The organism is Streptomyces sp. M41(2017), from assembly GCF_002078175.1.
Classification (GTDB): Bacteria; Actinomycetota; Actinomycetes; order Streptomycetales; family Streptomycetaceae; genus Streptomyces.
Map to the genome: position 1 here is coordinate 2,474,803 of NZ_MWFK01000001.1, position 26,690 is coordinate 2,501,492.

Consider the following 26,690-nt stretch of genomic DNA (forward strand, 5'->3'; position numbering starts at 1 on the left):
AGAGGAGTAAGGGGCGTCCGCCCATGGCGGCCGCCCCTTACCGTGCCGGCCCGCACGGGCCGTTCGCGCTACTCCTTCACGAGGACCACGGCCGTCCCGTACGCGCACACCTCCGTGCCGACGTCCGCCGCCTCGCTCACGTCGAAGCGGAACATCAGGACGCCGTTGCCGCCACGCGTGCGTGCCTGCTCGACGAGCCGTTCCATGGCCTGGTTCCTCGTCTCGACCAGCGTCTTGGTGAGCCCCTTGAGCTCACCGCCGATCATCGACTTCAGACCCGCGCCGATCTGGCTGCCCAGATGACGCGAGCGCACGGTGAGGCCGAACACCTCACCGATGACCCGCTCGACGCGGTATCCGGGTACGTCGTTCGTCGTCACGACCAGAACGTCCGACTGCGGACCCTGGCCGCCTCCGTATTCTTCGATGCCCATGGCTCACAGCTTTGTCCCAGTCGGCCCACAGTGCATCCTGGAGCCACGGGTGGAACCTGGGGTGGACCCATTGCGTTGATAGCTTTGGTCGGCCGAACAGGACCGCCGCACCTCCCTTCACCCCTCAGGAGCCCGGAACCGTGACGACGCTTGCCCTCGGTCCAAGCTGGCTGGATCCGAACACGCTCCTGGACAACTTCGGCATCTGGGGCCTGCTGCTCATCGTCTTCGCCGAGTCCGGTCTGCTCATCGGCTTCTTCCTGCCGGGCGACTCGCTGCTGTTCACCTGCGGTCTGCTGATCACGGCGGGCACCCTGGACTTCCCGCTGTGGGCGGCGATCCTGCTGATCTGCGTCGCGGCGATCCTCGGCGACCAGGCGGGCTACCTGTTCGGCAAGAAGGTCGGCCCCTCCCTGTTCACCCGCCCGGACTCCCGCCTGTTCAAGCAGGAGAACGTGGTGAAGGCCCACGAGTTCTTCGAGAAGTACGGGCCCAAGTCCCTGGTGCTGGCCCGTTTCGTGCCCATCGTGCGCACGTTCACGCCGATCATCGCCGGCGTCAGCGGCATGAGGTACCGCTCCTTCATCACGTTCAACATCATCGGCGGCGTCCTGTGGGGAGCGGGCGTCACCCTGCTCGGTTCCTGGCTCGGCAACATCGAGTTCGTGCACAAGAACATCGAGGCGATCCTGATCCTGATCGTCCTCGTGTCGGTCGTCCCGATCGCCATCGAGTTCCTGCGCGCCCGGTCCAAGGCCAAGAAGAACCCGCAGCCGCCGGCCCAGGACCTGCCCCCGGCCGCCCACACCCGCCCCGCCGCGCCCGTCATGGACGACGCGACCCGTCCGCTGCGCGTGCCGCCGGTCCAGGAGGGCCAGGACCCGTACGGCTACCAGGGCCACGGCCAGGCGTACGGGAACAGCGGCCACGACGGTTCGTACGGCCACCAGGGTCAGCACCAGAACCAGGGCCACGACCCGTACGGCCACCAGGGCGGCCAGGACCCGTACGCGGGCCGGAACCAGGGCTACGGTCAGCAGCAGCAGCAGCAGCAGCAGCAGCCGCAGTACCAGGACCCGTACCAGCAGCAGTACGGCCAGGGTCAGGGCGGCTACGACCAGCAGCAGTACGACCAGGGCTACCAGCAGGGCTACGACCAGGGAAGCCAGCAGCCCCAGCAGCCCCAGTCCCAGCAGGGCTACGACCCGCGTCAGGGCCGTCGGCCGTACCCGCAGGACCCCTCGCAGCAGCAGTACGGCTCGGAGCGTTACCCCTACGGCCAGGGGAACGGCCAGGGGAGCGGCCGGAGCTGATGGCGCGCGGCCGCCCTCTCGGCGGCCGCGGACCTCAGAATCCGCGCGTCCGCTTGGCGGCCCGACGGCCGCCGGCGGAGCCGCCCGGCAGCCGCAGGAAGAGCCGCGAGATCTCCGAACCGAGGTTCACGCCGATCGCGATGGCCATGGCCAGGGCCGCCGCCTTCGTGAGCGAGACCAGGCCCTTGTCGACCTCGTTCTGCGCGATCGACAGCAGCCCGAAGTAGGTGGCCGAACCGGGCAGCAGCGGCCCGATCGCAGCGGTCGTGTACGGCAGCGCCGACGCGAAGCGGTAGCGCGAGAGCAACTGCCCGAAGAGCCCGACCAGGCCCGCGGCGACGGCCGTGGAGGCCACCGGGGAGATGCCCCCCGCGTAGTGCATCGCGCCGTACACCGACCAGGCCACTCCTCCGTTGAGGGTCACGGCCAGCACGGTGGAGCGTTCCTGCTGGAGCAGCACCGCGAAGGTCAGCGACAGCAGCATGGACGCGGCGATCTGCAGCAGCGGCCGTTCGGAGATGTTCAGCGCCGCGTCCGGGTTCAGCTCGGCGCCCAGCTTCACGCCGAAATACAGCACGACGAGGACTCCGGCGACGATGCCGACGAAGAAGTACATGACTTCGAGCAGGCGCGCGGACGCGGTGATGTAGAAGCCGGTCAGACCGTCCTGCACGCCCGCGACGAGCGCCCGCCCCGGCAGCAGGGCGAAGAGTCCACCGGTGATCACCGCGGACGCCTTCACGTCGACGTGCGCGACCGTGAGGGCCACCCCTATCGCGGCGGGCGGCATGGCGGCGACGGTGAACTGGTAGAACTCGGGCAGTCCGCGTCCGGCGCACAGCCACGCGAGCCGGTCGCCGAGCATCGCGCCGAGCGCCGCCGCGACGAACACGATCGCGTCACCGCCGACGAGCACGGAGGCCGCACCGGCCAGCAGCCCGCCGGACGCCGTGAGCACCCATCCGGGGTACGGGTGCCGGTTGCGGCGCATCTCCGCGAGGCGCCCGTAGGCCTCCTCCAGGGAGATCGCGGTCTCCGGGTCGCTGAGATCGTCCACGAGCCGGTACACGGCCGCCAGACGGGTGTAGTCGGTGCCGCGGCGGCGGACCGTCCGTGACGCCGTCACCGGGTCGTCCACCAGGGACGGCTGGTGCGAGATCGACAGGAGCGTGAAGGTGACGGTCGGCTCGCAGCGGTCGAGCCCGTACGAGCGGCAGACGGCGAACATCGCCGTCTCCACGTCCTCGGCGCCCTCACCGCCCGCGAGGAGCAGCTCGCCGATCCTCAGCGTCAGGTCGAGCACGCGGGGGACGGCCGGCCCCGAATCGTCCTCCTTGTGGACGGGCTCGGGCGCCGGTCGTTCGGTCACCGGCATGCGCAGCATCGTGCGCATCCGGTCCTGCCACGGGGCGTCCTTCGTCAGGCTGACGGCGGGGATGCCGTTCGGCGGGGTGAAGGCCGGCGGGGCCTGCCGCGCGCTGTACGTGGCGGGGAGGCTGAACGCCGAGCCCTCCTGCTCGACCGGCGGCGCCTGCGTGACATCGAGACCACGGGGGACCGAGAACTCGGACGTGGTCGACGAATCGGCCGACTGCTGCTGCTGCGCGCCGGCGAGCCCCTTGGGAAGGGCGAACTCCGACGTGATCGACGAGTCCTCGTCGACGGCCGCCGACCCTGGCGCCGCGAGACCGGCAGACGGACCGAAGGCCTTCCTCGCCTCGTCCGACTGCGGCTTGCGGTCTTCCGCTTCCGGGTCCGCCACCAACTCCCGCCTCGCCTTTCACCTGCCTGTGGATCTTCTTCTAACCTCCGTATGCCTCAGTATGCGTACGGATACGCGAACGGGCCGCGCGGCCCCCGGAGGGATCGCACGGCCCGTTCGGAATCGGGGCGGCCGGAGCCGCCCGCGGCAGGTCAGTGACCGCCCGACTCCTTGAAGCGCTTGTAGGAACGCTCGATCTCGGCCTCGGCGTCCGTGCGGCCGACCCAGTCGGCGCCCTCGACGGACTTGCCGGGCTCGAGGTCCTTGTAGACCTCGAAGAAGTGCTGGATCTCCAGGCGGTCGAACTCCGACACGTGGTGGATGTCGCGCAGGTGCTCCACCCGCGGGTCGTGCGCCGGGACGCACAGCAGCTTGTCGTCGCCGCCGGCCTCGTCCGTCATCCGGAACATGCCGATCGTGCGGCACTGGATGAGGCAGCCGGGGAACGTCGGCTCGTCCAGGATGACCAGGGCGTCCAGCGGGTCGCCGTCCTCGCCGAGGGTGTTCTCGACGAAGCCGTAGTCGGCCGGGTAGCTGGTCGAGGTGAAGAGTCGACGGTCCAGACGGATCCGACCGGTCTCGTGGTCCACCTCGTACTTGTTCCGTGAACCCTTCGGAATCTCGATCGTGACGTCGAACTCCACCGGTGGCTCCTCCATGATCAGCACATAGTTCTGGTGGTTAAGTGTCCCTCACGCAGGTGGGTGATCGCGAAAGGGGCTGGTGGTCGTGCCAGAGCTGAGGGCTTGGCGGACCGCGAGACCGCATCTGGTGCGGGTCGCGCGGACGGTGAAACCGCATGTGGCGCGGGTCACCCGAGCCGTGCGGCCCCGTGCCGTGCGGTTCACGACACCGCAGCTCACAGCGGTCGCCGCCATCGTGGGGCTGGCGCTCGCGGCCGGTGCGGCGACCGTGGCCGGTCCCTGGGACTCCACCGGCCAGCGTACGGCGGAGCGCGACTGGGCCGCATCGCGGGCGCCCGAGGGTGGCGCAGATCACGCGGGCGCGGCCGGTGCCGCGGCGACGACGCCCCGGCCCGCGCCCAGCGCCGCGACCGTCCTGGCCGGGCTGAGCCGCTCCACGGGCACCGTGCCCGCCCCCGCCGAGAAGGCCCTCAAGAGTGTCCTCGACCCCCTGCTCGACGACTCCGTCCTCGGCGCGCGGCGCACCGCCGTCGTCGTCGACGTGGCGACCGGCAAGCGGCTCTACGGCAAGGGCGCCGACGAGGTCCAGACCCCGGCCTCCACCACGAAGATCGCCACCGCGGTCGCCGCCCTCACGTCACCCGGCCCCGACCACCGCATCACGACGCGTACGGTCCTGGAGCCCGACACCAAGGAGGTCGTGCTGGTCGGCGGCGGCGACCCGACCCTGACCGCGCGCAAGGTCACCGACGGCTGGGCGAGCCTGCGCACCCTCGCCGACCGGACGGCCGCCGCGCTGAAGTCCCGTCACATGGACCACGTGACGCTCTCGTACGACACCTCGCTCTACAAGGGGCCCGTACTTCACCCCATCGGGGTCAACGAGAACATCGCCGAGGTGACCCCGCTGATGGTCGACGAGGGCCGCGGGGACGACTCCACGAGCGGTACGGCCGTGCGCGCCGGGGACCCGGCGGCCGACGCGGCGCGGAAGTTCGCCGATCTGCTGCACGCCCGCGGCATCGACGCGACCTCACCGGGCCCCTCGAAGGCGACGGGCCGCTCCAAGGCCCTCGCGGCCGTCTCCTCGCCACCGCTGTCCGCGCTCGTCGAGCGCATGCTGACCAACAGCGACAACGACATCGCCGAGGCCCTGGCGCGTCAGGTCGCCCTCGCCACCGGCGCGGAGCCCAGCTTCGACGGCGACGCGAAGGCGATCCACGCCGTCCTGAAGAAGCTCGGACTCCCGCTCACCGGCGCGCATTTCGCGGACGGCAGCGGTCTGAACCGCGCCGACAAGCTCTCCGCGGACCTCCTCACCGCCCTGCTGGCCGCCGCCGGTGACCCGGACCACCCGGAACTCCGTACGGTCCTCACGGGGCTGCCCATCGCCGGCTTCACCGGCACGCTCAGCACCCGGTACGCCGACGCCCCCACGGCCACCGGCGTCGTCCGCGCCAAGACCGGCACCCTGACGGGCGTGAACACCCTCGCCGGAACGGTCGTCGACGCGGACGGCCGACTTCTCGCCTTCGCCTTCATGACGTCGGACGAGGCGAACCCGCCCGACCCGTTCGCCGCGCGGTCCGCCCTCGACCACACGGCGACGGCACTGGCGTCCTGCGGCTGCCGGTAGCCGCGGGACGGCGGCACGGACGGGGCCCGTCACGGCGGAGGGACGGGCCCGTCACGGCGACAGGACGCGTGAACGGTGAGCCGCCCGCGGGGCGACGGGCCCGTTCCGTCCCACCGGCATCACCGGCACCACCGGCCCCCCGCCCGGCCGCATCCGGCTCCGTACCCCTCACCGCAGGCGGACCCGCTCACGTACGGTTGACGCATGACGAGCATCGGTGGTGCTGCATCTACTGGGATGGTCGACTGGAACCTCGCGGTGGCGACCGCGACCCGGCTCGTGCGGCCGGGCCCCGAAGTGAGCCGTGACGAGGCCAGGGCCATCGTCGCGGAACTGCGCAGGCACGCGAAGTCCTCGGAGGAGCACGTCCGGGCCTTCACCCGCATGGGTGACGACGTCCTGCACGACACCCCCGTCCTCGTCGTCGACCGCCCCGGATGGGTGCGGGCGAACGTCGCGGGATTCCGGGAGATCCTCAAGCCCCTCCTGGGGAAGATGCAGGAGCGGCGCGGCAACAGTCCCGGCGGAGCCGTCCTCGGCGCGGTCGGCGGCAAGGTCACCGGTGTCGAGGTGGGCATGCTGCTGTCGTTCCTGTCCTCGCGGGTCCTCGGGCAGTACGAGACGTTCGCGCCCGCGACCCGTGACCTGCCCGCCGGCGGCCCCGCGGGACCCGGCAACGGCGGTGGCAGGCTGCTGCTCGTCGCCCCGAACATCGTGCACGTGGAGCGTGAACTCGACGTCCAGCCGCACGACTTCCGCCTCTGGGTGTGCCTCCACGAGGAGACGCACCGCACCCAGTTCTCGGCCGTGCCCTGGCTGCGCGACCACCTGGAGGGCGAAATCCAGTCGTTCTTGGGGGAGACCGAGGTCGACCCCATGACCGTCCTGGAGCGCGTCCGCGAGGCCGCGCAGTCCCTCGCCGGCTCGCGCCCGGACACCGAGGAGGACGACGGCGGGCGTTCCCTTGTGGAAATCGTGCAGACGCCCGCCCAGCGGGAGATCCTCGGGCGGCTCACCGCCGTGATGTCGCTCCTGGAGGGACACGCCGACTTCGTGATGGACGGCGTCGGACCCGAGGTGGTCCCCTCCGTCGCGGAGATCCGCGAGAAGTTCCAGCAGCGGCGCGCGAAGGGTGCCTCCCGCCTGGACCTGGCCCTGCGCAAGCTGCTCGGCCTCGACGCGAAGCTCCGGCAGTACCGCGACGGCGAGCGTTTCGTCCGCGCGGTCGTCAACGAGGTCGGCATGGACGGGTTCAACCGCGTGTGGACCTCGCCGAACACCCTCCCGACCAAGGCGGAGATCGCCAAACCGGCGGACTGGGTCACACGGGTGCACCGCAAGGCGGAGTCGTGAACCTTACGGGACGGTCGTGAACCGGATCCGGCCGACGGCAGGCAAACGCCCCTCCAATCACCCGTCCGAGGGACCGTGGAGCATGGGTAGGCGTGCAATGCTCGGGGAACGCCCCGGTTCTGTCACCATCTACACACTCTGAGTGACCGATCCCGGGCTAACCCCCCGAAAACTTCATGAAGGGAACCGGACATGGGTCCCCATCCTGCGGTCGCGGCGATACGCCTGGCGGTCCGCCGCGTACTCCACGACATCCTCACCGAGCACCCGCCCACCCCCGACACCCGGCGTACGCCCGCGCGCGGTGCCGCGCGCTCCTGCGTGCCCGACGCCGAGCGCGTCCCCGCCCCCGGAACACGCCGCAGCATGACCGTGCCGGCGGGCGCTCCCCTCGAACAGCCCCCCGCGACCTCTCCCCGGCCACGCCAGGGCGGCGACGCGCCCCCGGCGCCCCTCGTCCTCGTAGCGTGCTCCGGCGGCGCCGATTCCATGGCGCTCGCCTCCGCCCTCGCCTTCGAGGCCCCCAAACTCGGCATCCGAGCCGGTGGCATCACCGTCGACCACGGTCTGCAGCCCGGTTCCGACCTGCGCGCCGACGAGGTCGTCCTGCGCCTCACCGAACTCGGCCTGGGCCCCGCCGAGTCGATCGCCGTCACCGTCGGCCGCGACGGAGGCCCCGAGGCCGCCGCCCGCGACGCCCGGTACGCCGCTCTGGACTCCGCCGCCGAGCGCCACGGCGCCACCGCGATCCTCCTCGGCCACACCCGCGACGACCAGGCCGAGACCGTCCTGCTCGGCCTCGCCCGCGGCTCCGGCATCCGCTCCCTGTCCGGCATGGCCGCGGTCTCGGGGGCCGACGGCCGGTACCGGCGTCCCTTCCTGCACCTGGACCGGCAGACCGCCCGCAAGGCCTGCATGGTCCAGTCGCTGCCCGTCTGGGACGACCCGCACAACACCGATCCGGCGTACACCCGTTCCCGGCTCCGCCACGAAGGGCTGCCCGCCCTGGAGAAGGCCCTCGGCAAAGGCGTCGTGGAGGCGCTCGCCCGGACGGCCCAGCTGTCCCGGGACGACGCCGACGCCCTCGACACCTGGGCCAGCCAGGCCGAGGCCTCCGTACGCGACGCGGCCGGCCTCCTGGAGTGCGCCAAGCTCTACGCCCTGCCGCCCGCCGTACGGCGCCGCATCCTGCGCCGCGCGGCCATCGAGGCGGGCGCCCCGGCGGGTTCCCTGTTCGCCCGTCACATCGAGGAGATCGACCGGCTGATCACCGGCTGGCGTGGCCAGGGAGCGATCAATCTCCCGGGCAAAGTCGTCGCTCAGCGGCAGGGTGGCAGACTGGTGATTCGGCAAGGCTGAAAACCGGACCCTCCGCCGGGGCCGCTCACGCGGTTCCACGGGACCCCAGTACCGGGTCCCGGGCGGTCCGACCGGCCGCGCGAGCCCAAAAAAGTGGGACGGACGACCGAAAGTGATGCGGGTGGACGCGAAAGACATGGGCACCGACCTCAAGTCGGTGCTCATCACCAAGGAAGAGATCGACGCGAAGCTGGCGGAGCTGGCCGCGAAGATCGACGCGGAGTACGCGGGCAAGGACCTGCTGATCGTCGGAGTGCTCAAGGGCGCCGTGATGGTCATGGCGGACCTCGCGCGTGCGCTGTCCACCCCCGTCACCATGGACTGGATGGCCGTGTCGTCGTACGGCGCGGGCACCCAGTCCTCCGGCGTGGTGCGGATCCTCAAGGATCTCGACACCGACATCAAGGGCAAGCACGTCCTGATCGTCGAGGACATCATCGACTCGGGACTGACCCTGTCCTGGCTGCTGTCCAACCTCGGCTCGCGCGAGCCCGCCTCGCTGAAGGTGTGCACGCTGCTGCGCAAGCCGGACGCGGCGAAGGTCGCGATCGACGTGGAATGGGTCGGCTTCGACATCCCGAACGAGTTCGTCATCGGGTACGGCCTGGACTACGCCGAGAAGTACCGCAACCTCCCGTTCGTCGGTACGCTCGCGCCCCACGTCTACGGCGGCTGAGCACCCTCCCGACGAGGGCGGCTGAGTCCTCGTAAGGCGTTCGGGAACCCCAGCGGGTTTCGCGCCGTTGGAGCATGCGTGGGCGGGATTGCCAGCAGTCCCCTGCGGCTTCGGGTGACAATGCTGGGGTACCGTCCGAAGAACAGTCTTTATCAAACTCACTATGGCAGGAGGGACGGGGCGGCACCGCTCCGTATGGATGGACGTGAAGCGATACTTCCGTGGGCCGGTCATGTGGATCGTGCTGGCCGTCCTTGCCGTGGTCGTGTTGATGCAGGTCGTCGGTTCGTCCGGCGGCTACAAGACAGTGGACACCGGCCAGGTCGTCCAGGCGATCAACCAGAACAAGGTCGAGTCGGCAAAGATCACCACCGGCGACGAGCAGGTCATCAAGGTCTCGCTGAAGGACGGCGAGAAGGTTGACGGCAGCTCGAAGATCCAGTCGAGTTACATCGGCGACCAGGGCGTGACCCTGGCCAACACACTCCAGAACAAGTACGAGAACAAGCAGATCCCGGACGGCTACACCGTTTCGCCGTCCAAGCAGAACCCGTTCCTGGGGATCCTGCTGTCTCTGCTGCCCTTCGTCCTCATCGTCGTCGTCTTCCTGTTCCTGATGAATCAGATGCAGGGTGGCGGCTCCCGGGTCATGAACTTCGGGAAGTCCAAGGCGAAGCTCATCACCAAGGACACCCCGAAGACGACGTTCGCGGACGTCGCCGGTTCGGACGAGGCCGTCGAGGAGCTCCACGAGATCAAGGAGTTCCTCCAGGAGCCGGCCAAGTTCCAGGCCGTCGGCGCCAAGATCCCCAAGGGCGTCCTGCTCTACGGGCCTCCCGGTACCGGCAAGACCCTGCTCGCGCGTGCTGTCGCGGGCGAGGCGGGCGTTCCCTTCTACTCGATCTCGGGTTCCGACTTCGTCGAGATGTTCGTCGGTGTCGGTGCCTCCCGAGTCCGTGACCTCTTCGAGCAGGCCAAGGCGAACGCCCCGGCGATCGTCTTCGTCGACGAGATCGACGCGGTCGGCCGCCATCGCGGCGCCGGCCTCGGCGGCGGTCACGACGAGCGCGAGCAGACGCTGAACCAGCTGCTCGTCGAGATGGACGGCTTCGACGTGAAGGGCGGCGTCATCCTGATCGCCGCCACGAACCGGCCCGACATCCTCGACCCGGCCCTCCTGCGCCCCGGCCGGTTCGACCGCCAGATCGCGGTCGACCGCCCGGACATGCAGGGCCGTCTGGAGATCCTCAAGGTCCACCAGAAGGGCAAGCCGGTCGCCCCGGGCGTCGACCTGTCCGCGGTGGCCCGCCGGACCCCCGGCTTCACCGGTGCCGACCTGTCGAACGTGCTGAACGAAGCTGCGCTGCTCACCGCGCGCAGCAACAAGAAGCTCATCGACAACGACATGCTGGACGAGGCGATCGACCGTGTGGTCGCGGGCCCGCAGAAGCGGACCCGGATCATGTCGGACAAGGAGAAGAAGATCACCGCGTACCACGAGGGCGGACACGCTCTGGTCGCGGCGGCTTCTCCGAACTCCGACCCGGTGCACAAGATCACGATCCTGTCGCGCGGCCGTGCCCTCGGCTACACGATGGTCCTGCCGGACGAGGACAAGTACTCCACGACGCGCAACGAGATGCTGGACCAGCTCGCGTACATGCTGGGCGGCCGCGCGGCCGAGGAGCTCGTCTTCCACGACCCGACCACCGGTGCGGCGAACGACATCGAGAAGGCCACGGCCACCGCTCGCGCGATGGTCACGCAGTACGGCATGACCGAGCGTCTGGGCGCGATCAAGTTCGGCGGCGACAACACCGAGCCCTTCCTGGGCCGGGAGATGTCGCACCCGCGTGACTACTCGGAAGAGGTCGCCGCGCTCGTCGACGAAGAGGTCAAGAAGCTCATCGAGAACGCGCACAACGAGGCCTGGGAGATCCTGGTCGAGAACCGCGACGTTCTGGACGCGCTGGTGCTCCAGCTGCTGGAGAAGGAGACGCTGAGCAAGGAGCAGATCGCCGAGGTCTTCGCTCCCATCGTGAAGCGCCCGGCCCGCCCCGCGTGGACCGGCTCCTCCCGCCGTACTCCGTCCACCCGCCCGCCGGTGCTCTCCCCCAAGGAGCTGTCACTGACGAACGGCGCGAACGGCTCGACGGCTTCCATCGCCACGGCGACGGAGTCCGTCCCGGCTCCGGAGACCAGCCCGGAGGACCGCACCGAGAGCTGACATCGTTCGGCTCCCGGCGCTCTCACCAGGGCCGGAATGCATGCCGCGCCTCCCAGGTTCTAGCCTGGGGGGCGCGGCTTTTTCGTACGCCCGCACCTTTTGGACGCGTCGACGGCACGCGCAGGATCCCCAGGAACGAGGACCAGATGACCGACCCCGTGACGCTGGACGGCGAGGCCACGATCGGCGAGTTCGACGAGAAGCGCGCCGAGAACGCCGTACGCGAGCTGCTGATAGCCGTCGGCGAGGACCCGGACCGCGAAGGGCTCAGAGAGACGCCGGGGCGGGTTGCGCGGGCGTACAAGGAGATCTTCGCGGGACTGCGGCAGCAGCCGGAGGACGTGCTGACGACGACGTTCGACCTGGGCCACGACGAGATGGTCCTGGTGAAGGACATCGAGGTCTTCAGTACCTGTGAGCACCACCTGGTCCCGTTCCGGGGCGTCGCCCACGTCGGCTACATCCCGGCGGCCAGCGGAAAGATCACCGGCCTGTCGAAGCTGGCGCGCCTCGTCGACGTCTTCGCCCGGCGCCCGCAGGTGCAGGAGCGGCTGACGACCCAGATCGCCGACTCGCTGATGGAGATCCTGGAGCCGCGCGGTGTGATCGTGGTCGTCGAGTGCGAGCACATGTGCATGTCGATGCGCGGTATCCGCAAGCCCGGCGCGAAGACCATCACGTCGGCGGTCCGCGGACAGCTGCGGGACGCGGCGACGCGCAACGAGGCGATGAGCCTCATCATGGCCCGCTAGGCCCTGTCGTCCGGATCATGCGGCGGGCCGGGGACGGACCTCGCTGAGCGTCGGTTCCGTCCCGGGGCGGTCTGCGCCGGCCCGGCCGGCCGCGGGGCGGCTTCGCAGAGCCACGGGCCCCGGCCCGCCTTCACAGGCGGGCCGGGGCCCGTGGCGTTCGTTCCTCGTCAGGCGACCGGGGCCGCGCCGCCGTGGTGTTCGTCGTCGTCCTCCGGGAGCTTGCAGACGCGCTCCAGGAAGAAACCGGCCGCTATGACGGCGATACCGGCGACGACGGAGAACCCGGCGTAGATCGCCTGGTCGCGGCGGGCGGGAACCTCCAGTGACTCCAGGAGGAAGACGCCGGTCCCGCCGTACAGTCCCGCCACCAGGGCGGCGACCAGGGCGCTCGCCTGGCCGAAGACGACCGCGCGGGCGGCCATCAGCGGGTCGACGCCCTTGGCGCCCGGACGGCGCTCGCGCTGCGCCTTGAGGCGGGCGCGCAGGGACAGGGCCGTCGCGAGGAGGACGATCGCGATCAGGGCGAGCACGATGGGCGCGGCCAGCGGGACCCGGGGAAGCGTGCCCACCGCGGCCCACAGGCGGGCGCCCGCCCAGGACAGCACTCCGGCCACGACGAACACCGCGGCCAGTGTTCTGATGCGCAGCTCTTTCACGATGCCCCTTCTGTAGCCCGTGGAGGCCGGCCCTGTGCCGGGCCGGCCCGTGGTCGTCCTGACCTTAACGACTACTCGGGCAGCCGGAGTTCCAGGTCCGCGCGGGGAGCGACGCCGTCCCGCGTGACCGTGGTGAGGAGCTGGGCGACGGCCCCGCGGCCGGGAAGCTGCGCCTCGGGGTCGAGGTCGTGCCAGGGGGCGAGGACGAAGGCCCGCTCGTGGGCGCGCGGGTGAGGGAGCGTCAGCAGCGGGTCGTCCGAGACGAGGTCGGCGTACGCGACGATGTCCACGTCGATGGTGCGGGGGCCCCAGTGCTCGTCCCGTACGCGGTGGAAGGCCTCCTCGACCGCGTGCGCCCGCTCCAGGAGCGAGGACGGCGGCAGGGTGGTCCGGAGCACCACGACCGCGTTGAAGTACGAGGGCTGACTGTCCGGTTCGACGCCCCACGGCTCCGTCTCGTAGACCGGGGAGACCGCTTTGACGCGGACGCCGGGGGTGTCCTCCAGGGCGTCGATGGCGCCCTGGAGGGTCTCCAGGCGGTTGCCCAGGTTCGAGCCGAGGGAGATCACGGCGCGCCGGGGGTTCTGCAGGGTCGAGTCGGCGGCGTCCACGCGCTCGACGACCGAGGCGGGCACCGGCTGGACGGTCGGGTCGCTCTGACCCTCGGTGAAGGACGCGGCGGTCATACTCGGCTCCGGGTGATCGTGACGGTCACGTCGTCGAAGGGGACCGTGATCGGCGCGTCCGGTTTGTGGACGCAGACCTCGACCTCCAGGACCCCGTCGTGCTTGAGGCACGTCTGGGCGATGCGCTCGGCGAGCGTCTCGATGAGGTCGACGGGCTCGCCCTGGACGACGGCGACGACCTCCTCCGCCACGATGCCGTAGTGCACGGTCTTCGCCAGGTCGTCGTCGGCCGCGGCCGGTCGGATGTCCAGGCCAAGCGTCAGGTCCACGATGAAGGTCTGGCCCTCCTCGCGCTCCCTCTGGAAGACGCCGTGGTGCCCGCGGGCCTTGAGGCCGCGCAGCGCGACACGATCCACGCGAATCACTCCTGCAATCGTCGGTGACGGCCGCTGTGCACCGAGTGCGGTCGGTACAGCGGCCTCAGGCGAATCTACCTGCGGGCACTGACAGCGTTCGCCCGCGGGGGAGGGCGTCCGGGCGAAGGCGACGAGGCTTCACCGGGCGTTTCCCCTGGGGAACGCGGCGGCTCACGGGTTGGTAGCCGCCCCTACCCCGAGGTGGTGATTCCAACCACTTCTTGGTCCCTGTGGGGCCCATACCCACTCAACCGGCGGTGTCCTCGTCGTCCTCCTCACCGGATTCGGCGAGGACGGGTGAGGCGTGGTGCGACCAGAGCTTCCAGCCCTCGGGGGTGCGGCGGAACACGTTCGTGGCGACGACGAGCTGACCGACGAGCGGGCCGAGCTCCTCGCCGTCGTCGGGTGCCGGGCCCCCGCTCAGGATGTTCTCCGTGCAGGTGACGAGCGCGGTGTCGCCGGAGACGGAGACATGCACGTCGGTGAGGAAGAACTGGATGTACTCGGTGTTCGCCATGATCAGCGCGTACGAGCGGAGGACCTCGCCCCGGCCGTTGAGGACGGGCCAGCCCGGGTGGACGCAGGACACGACCGCGCCCTCGCCCTCGAAGTCGTCGTCGGACGTGTCCAGGGGGGCCAGCCACAGGCCGGAGAGGGCCTCGAAGTCGCCCCGCTCCAGTGCCTCGTAGAACGCCGTGTTGGCGCCTTCGACCTGCTCGACGTCGGTCTGCGGTGTGCTCACCGGGCTCCCTCTGCGGCAGGACGGCCGACGGAGCCGGACGGCCCGCCGGTGCGGGCACCCTCGACGGCGCGGGCGACCCGTACGGCGTCGGCGGTGGCCCTGACCTCGTGCACGCGGACCGCCCAGGCGCCGTGCTGGGCGGCTATCGCGGAGACGGCGGCGGTGGCCGCGTCGCGCTCGCGCGCGGGCGGCGGCGCGCCCTTCGGGTCGGCCAGGACATGGCCGAGGAAACGCTTGCGGGAGGCGGCGACCAGCAGGGGGTGGCCGAGGGCGCGGAGGCGGTCGAGGTGGGCGAGGAGCGCGAGGTCGTGCCCGGGGTCCTTGGAGAAGCCGAGCCCGGGGTCGACGACGATCCGGTCGGCGGCCACTCCGGCCTCGATGACGGCAGCCACGCGTGCGTGCAGCTCGTCGACGACTTCGGAGACCACGTCCTCGTACACGCCCCGCACGTTCCCGCCCGCGAGGAAGCCGCGCCAGTGCATGACGACGAAGGGGGCACCGGCCGCGGCGACGGCCGGGAGCATCGCGGGGTCGGCGAGGCCGCCGCTGACGTCGTTGACGAGGGCCGCTCCGGCGGCGAGGGACTGCTCGGCGACGGAGGCGCGCATGGTGTCCACGGAGACGGTGACGCCCTCGGCGGCGAGGCCGCGGACCACGGGGATGACGCGCTTGAGCTCTTCCGCCTCGTCGACGCGGGTGGCTCCGGGGCGGGTGGACTCGCCGCCCACGTCCACCAGGTCGGCGCCCTCGGCGACCAGGTCGAGGCCGTGTTTGACGGCCGCCGTCGTGTTGAACCAGTGGCCGCCGTCGGAGAAGGAGTCGGGGGTGACGTTCACGACCCCCATGACCGCGCAGCGGTCCCACGTCGGCAGTCCCGCGACTCGGCCGCGCCCGCGCTCGATGCTCATACGCCCAGCCTAGGCCTCCTCCCGGACCGGACCGCCCTGGTGGCCCGCCCACCGCCCCCGCCCGTGGGCGGGCGGGGGCGGCGACGGCCCGCGGCGGGGCTAAGCCGCTCTGACGTCGCGTTCCGCCGGTGCGTGCGCGCAGGGGCGGGGAGCCCGGGGGCGTCGGCGCAGGAGGCGGGGGAGGGCGAGGTTCACGAAGCCCTCGGCCTGCATGGCGGCGAGGCCGATGCGGGGGAGGTCGCGGGAGGCGGCGTAGACGACGAAGCGCGGCTCCCAGCGGGGGCGGAACTTCGCGTTGAACTTGTACAGCGACTCGATCTGGAACCAGCGGGAGAGGAATACGAGCAGTCCGCGCCAGGCGCGCAGCACGGGCCCGGCGCCGATCTTCTCGCCGCGGGCGAGCGCCGAGCGGAACATGGCGAAGTTGAGGGAGACCCGTTCCACGCCGAGGCGGGGGGCCGCCTGGAGCGCCGCCACGATGAGCAGTTCGTTCATGCCGGGGTCGGCGGCGCGGTCGCGCCGCATGAGGTCCAGGGAGACCCCGTCGGTGCCCCAGGGCACGAAGTGCAGGACGGCCTTCAGATCGCCGTACGGTCCGGGCCGGTCGTCTGCCCTGTGGGCGGTGGCGATCAGACAGTCCCCGTCGGAGGGGTCACCGATCCGGCCGAGCGCCATGGAGAAACCGCGTTCGGTGTCGGTGCCGCGCCAGTCCTCGGCGGCGCGCCGTATCCGGTCCAGTTCGCCTTCGCCGAGGTCACGGATGCGCCGTACCCGTGTCTCGTAGCCAGCCCGCTCGATGCGCTTCACCATCTGGCGCACGTTCCTCATCGCGCGCCCGGCCAGGGAGAAATTCGCGACATCCACCACCGCCTCGTCCCCCAGTTCGAGGGCGTCGAGGCCGGTCTCGCGGGTCCACACCTCGCCCCCCGTCTCGGAGCAGCCCATGACGGCGGGGGTCCAGGAGTGCGCCCGCGCCTCGTCCATGAAGCGCTCGATGGCGCCGGGCCAGGCCTCCACGTCGCCGATGGGGTCGCCGCTGGCGAGCATCACTCCGGAGACCACCCGGTAGGTCACCGCCGCCTTGCCGCTGGGCGAGAAGACGACCGCTTTGTCGCGGCGGAGCGCGAAGTGGCCGAGGGAGTCGCGGCTGCCGTGCCGGGCGAGCAGGGCGCGGAGCCTGACCTCGTCGTCCTCGGTGAGGCGGGCGGCGGGGTGCTCGGGGCGGAAGGCGAGGTAGACGGTGGTGACGGCGGTGAGCCAGCCGAGCGCGCCGAGGGAGAAGGCGACCGTCCAGGACGTGGGTCCCGCGTAGTCGACGGGACCCTCGAAGCCGACCAGGCCGTACAGGACGTGGGTGATCCGGTCGGCCAGGCTCGGGTCGCCGATCATGCGGTTCTCGTGGACGCTGACGATGAGGAGACCGAGGACGAGGGAACCGGCGCCCATGAGGACGAAGTTGGCGAGCGCGCGCCACCGGCTGCGCGGATCGGGCAGGGCCGCGAACTCGTCGCGGTGGCGCAGCAGCGGTGCGAGCAGCGCCGCCGAGATGACGACGCCGATCAGCGAGTGCCGGTACGCGAACTGCGCCACGGCGCCCAGCGGGAGCAGGACCACCGCGGCGCGCCAGGCCCGGCGCTTGCGGCGGCGCAGCCCGTGGGCGAGCAGCAGCAGGAGCACGCCGGCGCTGAGCGACAGGGCCGCGGCGAACGGGCCGAACGAGCCGGGCAGCACCTCCGCGAGGGCGTGCATACGGCTGTGACGGAAGCGCGGGAAGACGCCCGCGGCGATGTCCAGGAGACCGACGAGCGTGCAGGCCCTGGCGATCAGGGCGGGGACGGCGTCCGGGCTCGGACCGCGGAGTATGCGCCGCATCCGGCCTGTTCCCCTCGGAACCCCGCCCGACAATTCCCCATCTATCCTGACAGACATCGCATCCCGTAGTTCTGCGAGAGACCTTGAATCCGGTGCCATTCCGGCATCCGGCGACATTGCGCCCTCTAGGACGGTGTCTTGGGGACACAGGTTCACTCGTCTCCGGAAAGCCGGTTCAAAAGGCAAGGAAAGTCCAGGGCAAGGCCTCGCGAAGGAGCGGGACGGCCCGGGGCGGAAAGCGCGGGCGGAGCAGCTCATGGGTCTCACGAGCAACAAGGTGCTGGTACTGGCGGTCCTGCTCGCCGTCCTGCTGTTCGCGGGCACGGTGTGGTGGTGGCCGCGGCTGGCGCGGCGCACCTGGCGGGCCGTCAGCGGGCGCGTGGGCCTGCTGCTGGCCACCCAGTTGGCGCTCTTCGTCTGCGTCGGACTCGGCACCAACCAGGCGTTCGGGTTCTACGCCAGTTGGGCCGACCTGCTCGGCCAGGAGCGTGGCGAGGGCGTGGTCGTGAACCACAACGGCGCGCGGGGTGCGGGCGGCGGCCCCGTCCAAGTGGTCGACACCCAGCGGGTGAACGTCTCGGGTGGCGCCCGGCCCTGGATCGGCGGCCAGATCCAGAAGATCGACGTCGTCGGCCGCACGACGCGGATCGCCACACCGGCGTACGTCTATCTGCCGCCCGAGTACTTCCAGCCGCGCTACCGGACCCGGACGTTCCCCGCCGTCACCGTGCTGACCGGCTATCCGGGAACCGCGGGTGCGCTCGTCAAGGGGCTGCACTACCCGCAGACCGTGAGCCGGCTGGCCAAGAACGGCAGGATCCAGCCGATGATCCTGGTGATGCTGCGGCCGACCGTGGCGCCTCCGAGGGACACCGAGTGCGTGGACGTCCCGGGCGGACCGCAGGCCGAGTCCTTCTTCTCCAGGGACCTGCCCGAGGCCGTGTCGGCCCACTACCGGGTCGGCACGAAGCCCGGGAGCTGGGGCGTCATCGGCGACTCGACGGGCGGCTACTGCGCGTTGAAGCTGGCCGTCCACCACCCCGGGGTGTACGCCGCGGGCGCGGGCCTGTCGCCGTACTACAAGGCACCCATCGACCGGACGACGGGCGACCTCTTCCACGGCGACAAGGCGCTGCGCGACAGGGCGGACCTGCGCTGGTACCTGAGGAACCGTCCCGCGCCCGACACCTCACTGCTCGTCAGCAGCAGCAGGATGGGCGAGTCCAACTACCAGGACACGCTGGGCTTCATAGACCTCGTGAAGGCGACCCGGCGGACCCGGATCTCGTCGATCATCCTCGACAGCGGCGGCCACAACTTCAACACGTGGCGGCGGGAGATCCCGGCGGCGCTCCAGTGGATGAGCGGACGGCTGGGCGGCTGAGGCGTGTCGTGCCGCGCGCCGCACCGGTGTTCCGTCCGGGGTCGTGAGCCTGTCGTCGGTGGGTTGTGGCGGGCGCGTGCCCGGCCGGGGCGAATTCGGTGACCGGTGCCGAATGGCCGTTCCGGAGAATTGCCGCCGCCCGCCGATTCCGATGAGGTGACGTCCCGGATTCCGATGAGGTGAGGGTCCCGGATCGGGCCGAACCGATCAACGGGCGGAGGAGGCCGCTGGTTTGCGACGGCCCTTGCGGGACAAGGGACACGTCCTGTCGGCGGCCGGTACGCGACAAAGCCTCCGGGGTGGCTGTGTTTTTACCGTGCGGGGCACCACGATTCGCCTACGCGCGGTAAGTTTCTGGCCATGCCACGTGGACGCCACCGCCATTCCCCGCCCTTGCACAGGCTGCTGCCTCCTTCGGCGATCGCCGGCGTGTCGCTCGTCTGCGCCGTGGGGCCCTGGTTGTTCACGGAGCCGGCCGTGCTCCGTGTGCTGGCCGCGGGTGCCGCGGTGACGGCGGTCGCCGGTGCGGTCGTGATGCGCCGCTGGGACTCCGCGGCGGGCAAACGCGTCGCCGACCTCACGCGCGCGCGGGCGAGCGACGAGTGGCGTCACGACGAGCGGGTCGCCGAACTGGAGACCGACCTCGACGAGTCGCGCGAGCTGCGCGTGAAGCTGGAGCACAAGCTGCGTGCCAAGCGCACCGAGCTGGCCGGCCTGCGCAACGAACACGCGGCGCTGCTGCGGCGGTACGCGACCGCGGAGACGGAGCGGGCGACCGCCCTGGAGGGCCGCCGGCAGCTCGCCATAGAGGCGGTCCCGACGCGTGCCCTCCCGGCCGCGCGGACCGCTCCGGACGAGACGGCCGTCCCGGAACCCGTCGACCCGGCGGGATTCTTCGGCGTCGCCGAGGCTCCGGACGCGGAGCACGAGCGCGAGCGGCCCGCCGAGACGGGGGCGGCCACGGAGGCCGACGGCGCCGACCCGGCGACGGACCCGCGGGACGACGCGAAGGACGCGAAGGACTCCACGACGCCGGAGGACGCCGAGGACGGCGGCACGGCGGCGGAGCACGACGCGCCGTCAGAGGGCACCGACACGGCGGGCTCCTCAGTCGACACCGACACCGACACCGAGGCCGAGGCCGATGCCGAGGCCGGAACGACCGCCGGTGCCGACACGACGAGTGAGGTCTTCTCGCCGGCCGGTTCGGGGCTGTTCCTGCGGGCGGGCGCCGCGCTGAACCGGATATCGAGCGGTGATCCGCAGAAGGAGAGCGCGAAGGAGAGCGCCGAGACGGCGGCTCCCGGAGCGGTCGCCGTGGCGGAGTCCGACAGCGACACCGACGGCGACACCGACGGCGACACCGACACCGATCCCGACGCCGACCCGGACCCCGATGCCGCGCCCGACACGGACGCGGATGCCGAAGGCGGCGCGGACCCGGCGCAGGCCGCCCCGAAGGCCACTTCGCAGGGCGCCGAGCCCGGCGAGTCGGCGCTCGACGCGGCCGTGAAGGACGCGGCGGCCCGCAAGAGCGCGGCGGCCCGGCAGCGCACGACCGGCCCGGAGGCCGGGACCACGAACACCGAGCCCCCGAAGGGCGCTTCACGCGGCGGGGCGGCAGCACCGTCCGAGGCCGGCCCTTCCGCCGGGCCCGGCCCCTCCGCCGGACCGGACCCGTCCTCGGGCGCAGGCGCGGAGGACGGTGGGGCGCAGGGGAAGCCCGAGGCGGTCGGCGGGCATCAGCGCGCGGCCGCCGAGGCCAAGCCTTCGCCGTCCCGCCCGGCCCCCCGGGCCACCCCGGCCGACTCCGCCGCTCCGGCGGTACCGGACGCCGTGCCGGCCGCCAGGGCGCACCACCCCGTCAAGGCCACCGAGCCCGCGAAGCGGTCCGGGCACTTCACCGTTCCGACCGCCGTGGCCGTCGTCCCGCCCACCGCGCCGGTGCGACGCCCCTCGGTCGAGGGCGGGTTCGACTTCTTCGGTACGCAGAAGGAGGCCTCCGACGCCGCCGCGATGGAGGCCGTGCAGAACGAGGACCTGGCCGACGTCGTCGGCCAGGAGGCCCTCGCCCTGCACAAGGCGGAGGCGGAGTCCGGGTTCAGGACCGCGCGCGAGGGTTCGCTCGGGGCCGGCCAGGTCATCGACCTGACCGCGCACGACGAGACCGAGCAGATCGACGTGGCGGGACTGCGGAGCGCGGCTTCCTGAGCGGCTCGCCCGTCCGGGACGGCTGACAGCGGTGAGGGCAGTGGCACGACGCCACTGCCCTCACCGCTGTCACCGCCCGGTGTCACCGCCCGGACGCCACGGGCACGCACGCGTGGCGCTCGCTTCCGGGCCACGCGCGCGGGCGTACCCGTGCCGGAGCCGGTCGCACCCGCACTGCATCCCGCCCGCACGCCGTTCGGTTGCCGCGCCCCGTCAGGCCATCCACCGGTCCGGCCGGGCCTCCCGCCGTCCCGTGCGGGAACGGTCCGCCTGCGCCTGGAGCAGTGCCCTCGCCTCGGCGGTGTCCCGCAGCCGTGCCGTCACGGTCTTGCCCGCGCCCGTGTCGACGTGCACGTCGGCGAGTCCCTTGAACCGCTCCCAGGGCCCCTGCGTCAGCCGGACGCTCTGCACCTTCGCGTGCGGGACCAGCGAGAGGCTGCGCCGGAGCAGGCCGTGCCGCGCCGCGAAGACCGTGTCGGTGACGGCGAGTCCATAGCCCCGCCACCAGAGCGGCAGGCACCAGCGGGCCCGCCGCGGCGGCCGGTCCAGGGCCGCCGGGACGGTCACCCCGGGCAGCACCGCGGCGATCACGGCCTCGGCCACCTCGCGCGGGGCGACCGGCACGAGGACCGAGTTCGACGACCCCGCCACGTCCAGTTCGACGCGGACCCAGCCGCGCCGCCGCCAGAGCAGCGGCTCGACGATCCGAACGGTCTGCACCCGGCCGGGCGGCACCGTCTCGTGCGCGCGGTCCAGGAGCCCGTGGTCGATGCGCAGCCCGTCGGGGGACTCGCCCACCGTCCAGTCGTACTCGCCGACGAACCGCCCCACGCTGCTCGCGCCCGCCGCGCCGAGCAGCGGGACGCCGGTCGCGAGGACCGTCCACACGCTGTGCGTCGCGAACCACAGCAGCGGCGGTACGACGAGTGCGGCGGCCAGGGAGCCCCAGGTGGCGCCGGTCAGCACCAGGGAGACGGCGAGGACTCCGGGCGGCACGTGCAGCAGTCGCCGCACCGGTGCCTCGCCGACCTCGCGGGCGGCCTCGGGGGTGAACCCGGCGGCGCGGGCGAGGAGCACGGCACGGAGCGTGCGGGCCTCGCCCTCGCCCAGGTAGGCCAGTTCGTCCTTCTTGTCCGCGCCGACCACGTCGAGCTTCAGCTTGGCGACGCCCGCGACGCGGGCCAGCAGCGGTTGGGTGACGTCGACGGCCTGGAGCCGGTCGAGCCGGATGTGCGCGGTGCGGCGGAACAACAGCCCGGTACGGATGCGCAGTTCCGTGTCCGTCACCGCGAAGTGGGTGAACCACCAGCTCAGGAAGCCGTACAGCGCCGCGCCCGGCACGATCACGGCGAGCCCGACGAGCAGCGCCGTCGTGGTGAGCCGGGTGAGCTGTTCCTGCGCCTGGTTGGGGTCGTGGACGGCCCAGCCGGCGATCACGGCGACCGGTGCCCAGGCCCGCCGGAACGGCGTCACGGGGTGCAGCCGGCGCTCGGACGACGGCTCCTGCCCGGTCACGGCGCCCTCGTCCGGCAGCGCGGTGGTGGCGGCCGGACTCCCGGGCACGGCGGGCGGCGGACCGGAGGGCCCTGAGGAGGCCGTGCTCACAGGCCCGCCGATCGGGCCTCGCCGAGCTCGGTCAGCCGGTCGCGCAGCCGTTCCGCCTCGGCCGGGTCGAGCCCGGGGATGCAGGCGTCGGTGGCGGCGGCCGCCGTGTGCAGCTGCACGCTGGCCAGCCCGAAGTGCCGCTCCACCGGCCCGGAGGTCACCTCGACCAGTTGCATGCGCCCGTACGGCACCACGGTCTCCTCACGCCACAGCACGCCCCGGCTGATCAGCAGGTCGTCGGCGCGCTCGGCGTACCGCCAGGAGCGCCAGTTGCGGCCCAGCATGCGCCAGCCCCATCCGGCCGCGGCGAGCGGGAGCAGCGCGAACAGGGCCCAGCCGGGGCCCGCGAACACGCCGAGAAGCACCCCGACGGCGACCGTCAGCAGCCCGAGCCACACCACCAGCAGCAGTCGGCGCATCCGCAGCAGCCCCGGAGGCAGCCCCGTCCAGACCGGCTCGGGCGTCGCGTTCTCGGCCGTCTGCGTGCTCCCCATCTCCATGGGGCAAGCGTACGTACGACAGACTGTGTCCATGACTCCTACGACGGAGACCATGGTCGGTATCGGCGGCGCCGCGGAGAGCACCGACATGGTGCTCAACATCGGCCCCCAGCACCCGTCCACGCACGGTGTGCTGCGACTGAAGCTCGTGCTCGACGGCGAGCGGATCCAGCACGCGGAGCCGGTCGTCGGCTACATGCACCGCGGCGCGGAGAAGCTCTTCGAGGCGCGCGACTACCGCCAGATCATCATGCTGGCCAACCGCCACGACTGGCTGTCCGCCTTCTCGAACGAGCTGGGCGTCGTCCTCGCCGTGGAGCGGATGCTCGGTATGGAGGTGCCCGCGCGCGCGGTGTGGACCCGCACGCTCCTCGCCGAGCTGAACCGCGTCCTCAACCACCTGATGTTCCTGGGGTCCTATCCCCTGGAGCTGGGCGGGATCACCCCGATCTTCCACGCCTTCACGGAGCGCGAGGAACTGCAGCACGTCATGGAGGAGATCTCCGGCGGGCGCATGCACTACATGTTCAACCGGGTCGGCGGCCTCAAGGAGGACCTCCCGGCCGGATGGGCCACCCGCGCGCGTGCCTCCGTCGCCGCGCTGCGCTCGCGGATGGGCGTCTACGACGACCTGGTGCTCGGCAACGAGATCTTCCGGGGACGTACCCGCGGTGTGGGCGTCCTCTCGGCGGAGGCCGTGCACGCCTACGGAGTGAGCGGTCCCGTCGCGCGTGCCTCCGGTGTGGACTTCGACCTGCGCCGTGACGAGCCCTATCTCGCGTACGGCGAGCTGCGGGACACCCTGCGCGTCGTCACCCGGCAGGAGGGCGACTGCCTGGCCCGCTTCGAGTGCCTCCTGGAGCAGACGCACGTCTCGCTGGACCTCGCGGACGCCTGCCTGGACCGGCTCGCCGAGCTGCCGCCCGGGCCGATCAACCAGCGGCTGCCCAAGGTCCTCAAGGCGCCCGAGGGACACACGTACGCGTGGACCGAGAACCCGCTCGGCATCAACGGCTACTACCTCGTCAGCAAGGGCGAGAAGACGCCGTACCGGCTGAAGCTGCGCTCCGCGTCGTACAACAACATCCAGGCGCTCACCGAGCTGCTGCCCGGCACGCTGGTCGCCGACATGGTGGCGATCCTCGGGTCACTGTTCTTCGTCGTCGGGGACATCGACAAGTAGCGCGGCGAAGGGGTCGCCCTCCGCGGCGACGGATTCGGCGCTGTCCCGGAGGCCGACGGGACGGATCAGCCAGCCGAAGTCGCCGAGGCCGCCCGGCGCGGTGAGCTCCGCCGCCGCCCCGGCGCCCGCGAGGGCACGGACGTAACCGGCGGGGTCCGTCGACGCGAGCGGGAGCGGGGGGCGCGCGCCGCTCACGCCCAGCGCCCGAAGCGCCGCGCGCTGCGTCGTCAGGTGTCCTCCGGACCGTGCGCACGCGTCCAGCGCCACATGGGCGGTGATGTCGCACGAACCGTCCGGCACCGGTGCCGTCTCCCGCCCGTCGCGGAACCCGGTGAGGGTCCCGAAGGGCGGCCGCCGTCCGGCGAAGTGGGCGTAGTCGACGGCGACCGCGAGCCCCCGGTCGAGCGAGGCCACCGCGTCGGCCCAGGCCAGGTCCCGGGGCAGCCCGATCTCGGCACGGGAGCCTTCGGAAGGGACGGAGGACGGCGGCCACCACCAGGTGCGCAGCCACTCCTCGTCCGCGCCGCCGACCGGCTCCCCGAGGCGTTCGGAGCCGTCGTCTCCCACGAGGACCAGGCGCGGCACCCCCTCCGCGTCCACCTCGGCGACGTCGACCGGCACGTTGTCCAGCCACTCGTTGGCGAAGAGCAGCCCGGTGATCCCGCGCGGCGGCTCGGCGCGCCAGGCGATCCGGGCGTCCAGACCGGCCGGACGGCCGGCGCGCTCGACCGCGTACGCGCGCACGCGGGCGGCCACCTCGGCGGGGAGGACGGCGAGCACTCCGGCCGCCAGCTCACCGCGGCCGGCAGCCATGTCGACGAACGCCAGCTCCCCGGGCCGGCCGAGCGCGGTGTCCAGACGGCACAGCAGCCGCGCCACGGCTTCCGCGAAGAGCGGGGACGCGTGCACCGAGGTCCGGAAGTGCCCCGCGGGCCCCTCGGGCCTGCGGTAGAAACCGGCGGGCCCGTACAACGCCTCGTGCGTCGCCTCGCGCCACCCGCGCCACCGGCCGTTCGCCCTGAGGCCTGTCGTCGCTGTCACCGGCCCACATTAAGCGCCGGGAACGGGAGGGCCTCCACCTTGGGGAGTACGAGGGGCGGTCCCGGATCGGTCCTCCGGTTGACCCCTGCACACTGCACGCTTCCCTACTCTGGGTTACGTGCAGCGCCTCTATGACTTTCTCCGCAGGCACCCGACATGGGTCGACAGCTTCTGGGCCGTCGCCCTGCTCGGGATCACCGGCGTGAACATCGTCAGTGTCGACGGGGCCGCGGACCACCACGGGTCGATCGCCGAGTCGCTGCCCATCGCCTTCTTCCTGTGCGTGGCGGTCGCGCTGCGCCGCCGGATGCCGGAGAAGATGCTCGTCCTGGCCGCGGCCATGGGCTTCGTGCAGCTCGTCGTCGACGTCGAGGTGATGACCGCCGACTTCGCGATGCTGGTGATCATCTACACGGTCGCCGCGGACGGCGCGCGCTGGGCCTCGCGGTTCGCGCTGGTCGGCGGCCTGTGCGCGGGCACGCTCGCGCAGCTGCGCTGGCCGGCGAACGAGTCGGGCGCCCTGGGCAGCGTCCTCATAGCGATCTTCCAGACCGTCCCGTTCGCGCTCGCCTGGGTGCTCGGCGACTCGATCCGCACCCGCCGGGCCTACCTCGCCCAGCTGGAGGAGCGCGCGGCCCGGCTGGAGAAGGAGCGTGAGGCGCAGGCCAAGGTGGCCGTCGCCGCCGAGCGCGCCCGGATCGCCCGCGAGCTGCACGACGTCGTCGCGCACAACGTCTCGGTGATGGTGGTCCAGGCCGACGGCGCCGCCTACGTCATGGACACCGCCCCGGACCAGGCCAAAAAGGCACTGGAGACCATCTCCGGGACCGGCCGCCAGGCCCTCGCCGAGATGCGCCGCCTGCTCGGAGTCCTGCGCACCGGCGAGCACCAGGAGGTCGGCGAGTACGTGCCGCAACCCGACGTCGAGCAGCTCGACGATCTCATCGAGCAGTGCCGTGCGTCCGGTCTCCCCGTCGACTTCAAGGTCGAGGGCACCCCGCGTCCGCTGCCCAGCGGCGTCGAGCTGACGGCGTACCGCATCGTGCAGGAGGCACTCACCAACACCCGCAAGCACGGGGGGCCGAACGCGGGGGCGAGTGTCCGCCTGGTCTACTTCGACGACGGCCTCGGCCTGCTCGTCGAGGACGACGGCAAGGGCGCACCCCACGAGCTGTACGAGGAGGGGGGCGCCGACGGGCAGGGCCACGGCCTGATCGGCATGCGGGAGCGCATCGGCATGGTCGGCGGCACCCTGGACGCGGGGCCGCGCCCGGGTGGAGGCTTCCGCATCAGCGCGCTGCTGCCGCTCAAACCGGCCCACTGACACCTGTACACACGCTCGAACCGTAGGTTGATCCGTACGGTGATCCGCACGAAGTGAAAGGACCCC

The 26,690-nt window shown here is 71.9% G+C and carries 23 protein-coding genes; 11 read left to right on the forward strand and 12 right to left on the reverse strand.

The annotated features are described in order from the left end of the window. Nucleotides 1-68: 68 nt before the first annotated feature. Nucleotides 69-434: a YbjQ family protein gene (locus tag B0675_RS10810; protein ID WP_081218598.1), complete on the reverse strand. Its 366-nt coding sequence runs from the start codon at nt 432-434 to the stop codon at nt 69-71. Between the two features lie 140 nt (nt 435-574). Between B0675_RS10810 and B0675_RS10815 the strand changes: the two genes are divergently transcribed. Further along, nucleotides 575-1,747 (forward strand): VTT domain-containing protein, encoded by a 1,173-nt coding sequence (locus tag B0675_RS10815; RefSeq protein ID WP_081218599.1) that lies wholly within the window; start codon nt 575-577, stop codon nt 1,745-1,747. Between the two features lie 34 nt (nt 1,748-1,781). On the opposite strand, the gene B0675_RS10820 is transcribed toward B0675_RS10815, so the two are convergent. Next, a complete protein-coding gene (locus B0675_RS10820; RefSeq protein ID WP_081218600.1) occupies nt 1,782-3,509 on the reverse strand; it encodes a threonine/serine exporter family protein in 1,728 nt (575 codons plus the stop codon). Between the two features lie 152 nt (nt 3,510-3,661). Beyond that, nucleotides 3,662-4,153: an inorganic diphosphatase gene (locus B0675_RS10825; protein WP_081218601.1), complete on the reverse strand. Its 492-nt coding sequence runs from the start codon at nt 4,151-4,153 to the stop codon at nt 3,662-3,664. A gap of 79 nt (nt 4,154-4,232) precedes the next feature. On the opposite strand from B0675_RS10825, the gene dacB reads away from it, so the two are divergent. The 6 genes from dacB to folE all read left to right on the forward strand — a co-directional run bounded on the left by dacB (nt 4,233) and on the right by folE (nt 12,156). Continuing rightward, complete coding sequence (dacB, locus tag B0675_RS10830) at nt 4,233-5,789, forward strand: D-alanyl-D-alanine carboxypeptidase/D-alanyl-D-alanine-endopeptidase (RefSeq protein WP_081218602.1); 1,557 nt, start codon at nt 4,233-4,235, stop codon at nt 5,787-5,789. Between the two features lie 204 nt (nt 5,790-5,993). Next, nucleotides 5,994-7,142 (forward strand): zinc-dependent metalloprotease, encoded by a 1,149-nt coding sequence (locus B0675_RS10835; protein WP_081218603.1) that lies wholly within the window; start codon nt 5,994-5,996, stop codon nt 7,140-7,142. A 192-nt stretch (nt 7,143-7,334) separates the two neighbouring features. Then, nucleotides 7,335-8,501, forward strand: a complete 1,167-nt coding sequence (tilS, locus tag B0675_RS10840) for a tRNA lysidine(34) synthetase TilS (protein WP_081218604.1) — start codon at nt 7,335-7,337, stop codon at nt 8,499-8,501. 115 nt (nt 8,502-8,616) lie between these two features. Next, entirely contained in the window at nt 8,617-9,177 is a 561-nt protein-coding gene (hpt, locus tag B0675_RS10845; RefSeq protein WP_081218605.1) for a hypoxanthine phosphoribosyltransferase, read from the forward strand. Nucleotides 9,178-9,376: 199 nt separating this feature from the next. After that, nucleotides 9,377-11,404: an ATP-dependent zinc metalloprotease FtsH gene (gene ftsH / locus B0675_RS10850; protein WP_081218606.1), complete on the forward strand. Its 2,028-nt coding sequence runs from the start codon at nt 9,377-9,379 to the stop codon at nt 11,402-11,404. Between the two features lie 146 nt (nt 11,405-11,550). Then, nucleotides 11,551-12,156 (forward strand): GTP cyclohydrolase I FolE, encoded by a 606-nt coding sequence (gene folE / locus B0675_RS10855; protein WP_081218607.1) that lies wholly within the window; start codon nt 11,551-11,553, stop codon nt 12,154-12,156. A gap of 167 nt (nt 12,157-12,323) precedes the next feature. On the opposite strand, the gene B0675_RS10860 is transcribed toward folE, so the two are convergent. The 6 genes from B0675_RS10860 to B0675_RS10885 all read right to left on the reverse strand — a co-directional run bounded on the left by B0675_RS10860 (nt 12,324) and on the right by B0675_RS10885 (nt 17,376). Continuing rightward, complete coding sequence (locus B0675_RS10860; protein WP_081218608.1) at nt 12,324-12,812, reverse strand: DUF3180 domain-containing protein; 489 nt, start codon at nt 12,810-12,812, stop codon at nt 12,324-12,326. Between the two features lie 71 nt (nt 12,813-12,883). Next, entirely contained in the window at nt 12,884-13,498 is a 615-nt protein-coding gene (gene folK / locus B0675_RS10865) for a 2-amino-4-hydroxy-6-hydroxymethyldihydropteridine diphosphokinase (RefSeq protein WP_081218609.1), read from the reverse strand. After that, complete coding sequence (gene folB, locus B0675_RS10870; protein ID WP_081218610.1) at nt 13,495-13,854, reverse strand: dihydroneopterin aldolase; 360 nt, start codon at nt 13,852-13,854, stop codon at nt 13,495-13,497. Before folB ends, folK begins: the two co-directional genes overlap by 4 nt. A gap of 247 nt (nt 13,855-14,101) precedes the next feature. Continuing rightward, nucleotides 14,102-14,596, reverse strand: coding sequence for a nuclear transport factor 2 family protein (locus tag B0675_RS10875; RefSeq protein WP_081218611.1), 495 nt, complete (start codon nt 14,594-14,596; stop codon nt 14,102-14,104). Beyond that, nucleotides 14,593-15,504: a dihydropteroate synthase gene (folP, locus tag B0675_RS10880; protein WP_081218612.1), complete on the reverse strand. Its 912-nt coding sequence runs from the start codon at nt 15,502-15,504 to the stop codon at nt 14,593-14,595. The genes B0675_RS10875 and folP overlap by 4 nt, the downstream gene beginning before the upstream one ends. 99 nt (nt 15,505-15,603) lie before the next feature. Then, nucleotides 15,604-17,376, reverse strand: a complete 1,773-nt coding sequence (locus B0675_RS10885; RefSeq protein WP_241539752.1) for a phosphatidylglycerol lysyltransferase domain-containing protein — start codon at nt 17,374-17,376, stop codon at nt 15,604-15,606. A 256-nt stretch (nt 17,377-17,632) separates the two neighbouring features. Here B0675_RS10885 and B0675_RS10890 point away from each other — a divergent pair, with 256 nt between their 5' ends. Together B0675_RS10890 and B0675_RS41345 are read left to right on the forward strand one after the other, a co-directional pair. Next, the gene (locus tag B0675_RS10890) at nt 17,633-18,760 is read left to right on the forward strand and encodes an alpha/beta hydrolase-fold protein (protein ID WP_081218614.1); all 1,128 of its coding nucleotides are present in this window, start codon (nt 17,633-17,635) and stop codon (nt 18,758-18,760) included. Nucleotides 18,761-19,120: 360 nt separating this feature from the next. Further along, the gene (locus tag B0675_RS41345; RefSeq protein WP_179165279.1) at nt 19,121-20,971 is read left to right on the forward strand and encodes a hypothetical protein; all 1,851 of its coding nucleotides are present in this window, start codon (nt 19,121-19,123) and stop codon (nt 20,969-20,971) included. Between the two features lie 213 nt (nt 20,972-21,184). Here the strand turns inward: B0675_RS41345 and B0675_RS10900 are convergent, their stop codons facing one another. Both B0675_RS10900 and B0675_RS10905 read right to left on the reverse strand, forming a co-directional pair. After that, complete coding sequence (locus tag B0675_RS10900; protein WP_241539924.1) at nt 21,185-22,504, reverse strand: PH domain-containing protein; 1,320 nt, start codon at nt 22,502-22,504, stop codon at nt 21,185-21,187. A 68-nt stretch (nt 22,505-22,572) separates the two neighbouring features. Then, complete coding sequence (locus B0675_RS10905) at nt 22,573-23,076, reverse strand: PH domain-containing protein (protein WP_081218615.1); 504 nt, start codon at nt 23,074-23,076, stop codon at nt 22,573-22,575. 31 nt (nt 23,077-23,107) lie between these two features. Here B0675_RS10905 and B0675_RS10910 point away from each other — a divergent pair, with 31 nt between their 5' ends. Next, a complete protein-coding gene (locus B0675_RS10910) occupies nt 23,108-24,259 on the forward strand; it encodes an NADH-quinone oxidoreductase subunit D (protein ID WP_081218616.1) in 1,152 nt (383 codons plus the stop codon). Here B0675_RS10910 and B0675_RS10915 read toward each other — a convergent pair. Then, nucleotides 24,224-25,300: an SAM-dependent methyltransferase gene (locus tag B0675_RS10915; RefSeq protein WP_081218617.1), complete on the reverse strand. Its 1,077-nt coding sequence runs from the start codon at nt 25,298-25,300 to the stop codon at nt 24,224-24,226. The genes B0675_RS10910 and B0675_RS10915 overlap by 36 nt on opposite strands. A 118-nt stretch (nt 25,301-25,418) precedes the next feature. Here B0675_RS10915 and B0675_RS10920 point away from each other — a divergent pair, with 118 nt between their 5' ends. Next, nucleotides 25,419-26,624 (forward strand): sensor histidine kinase, encoded by a 1,206-nt coding sequence (locus tag B0675_RS10920; protein WP_081218618.1) that lies wholly within the window; start codon nt 25,419-25,421, stop codon nt 26,622-26,624. The last annotated feature ends 66 nt before the right edge of the window (nt 26,625-26,690 follow it).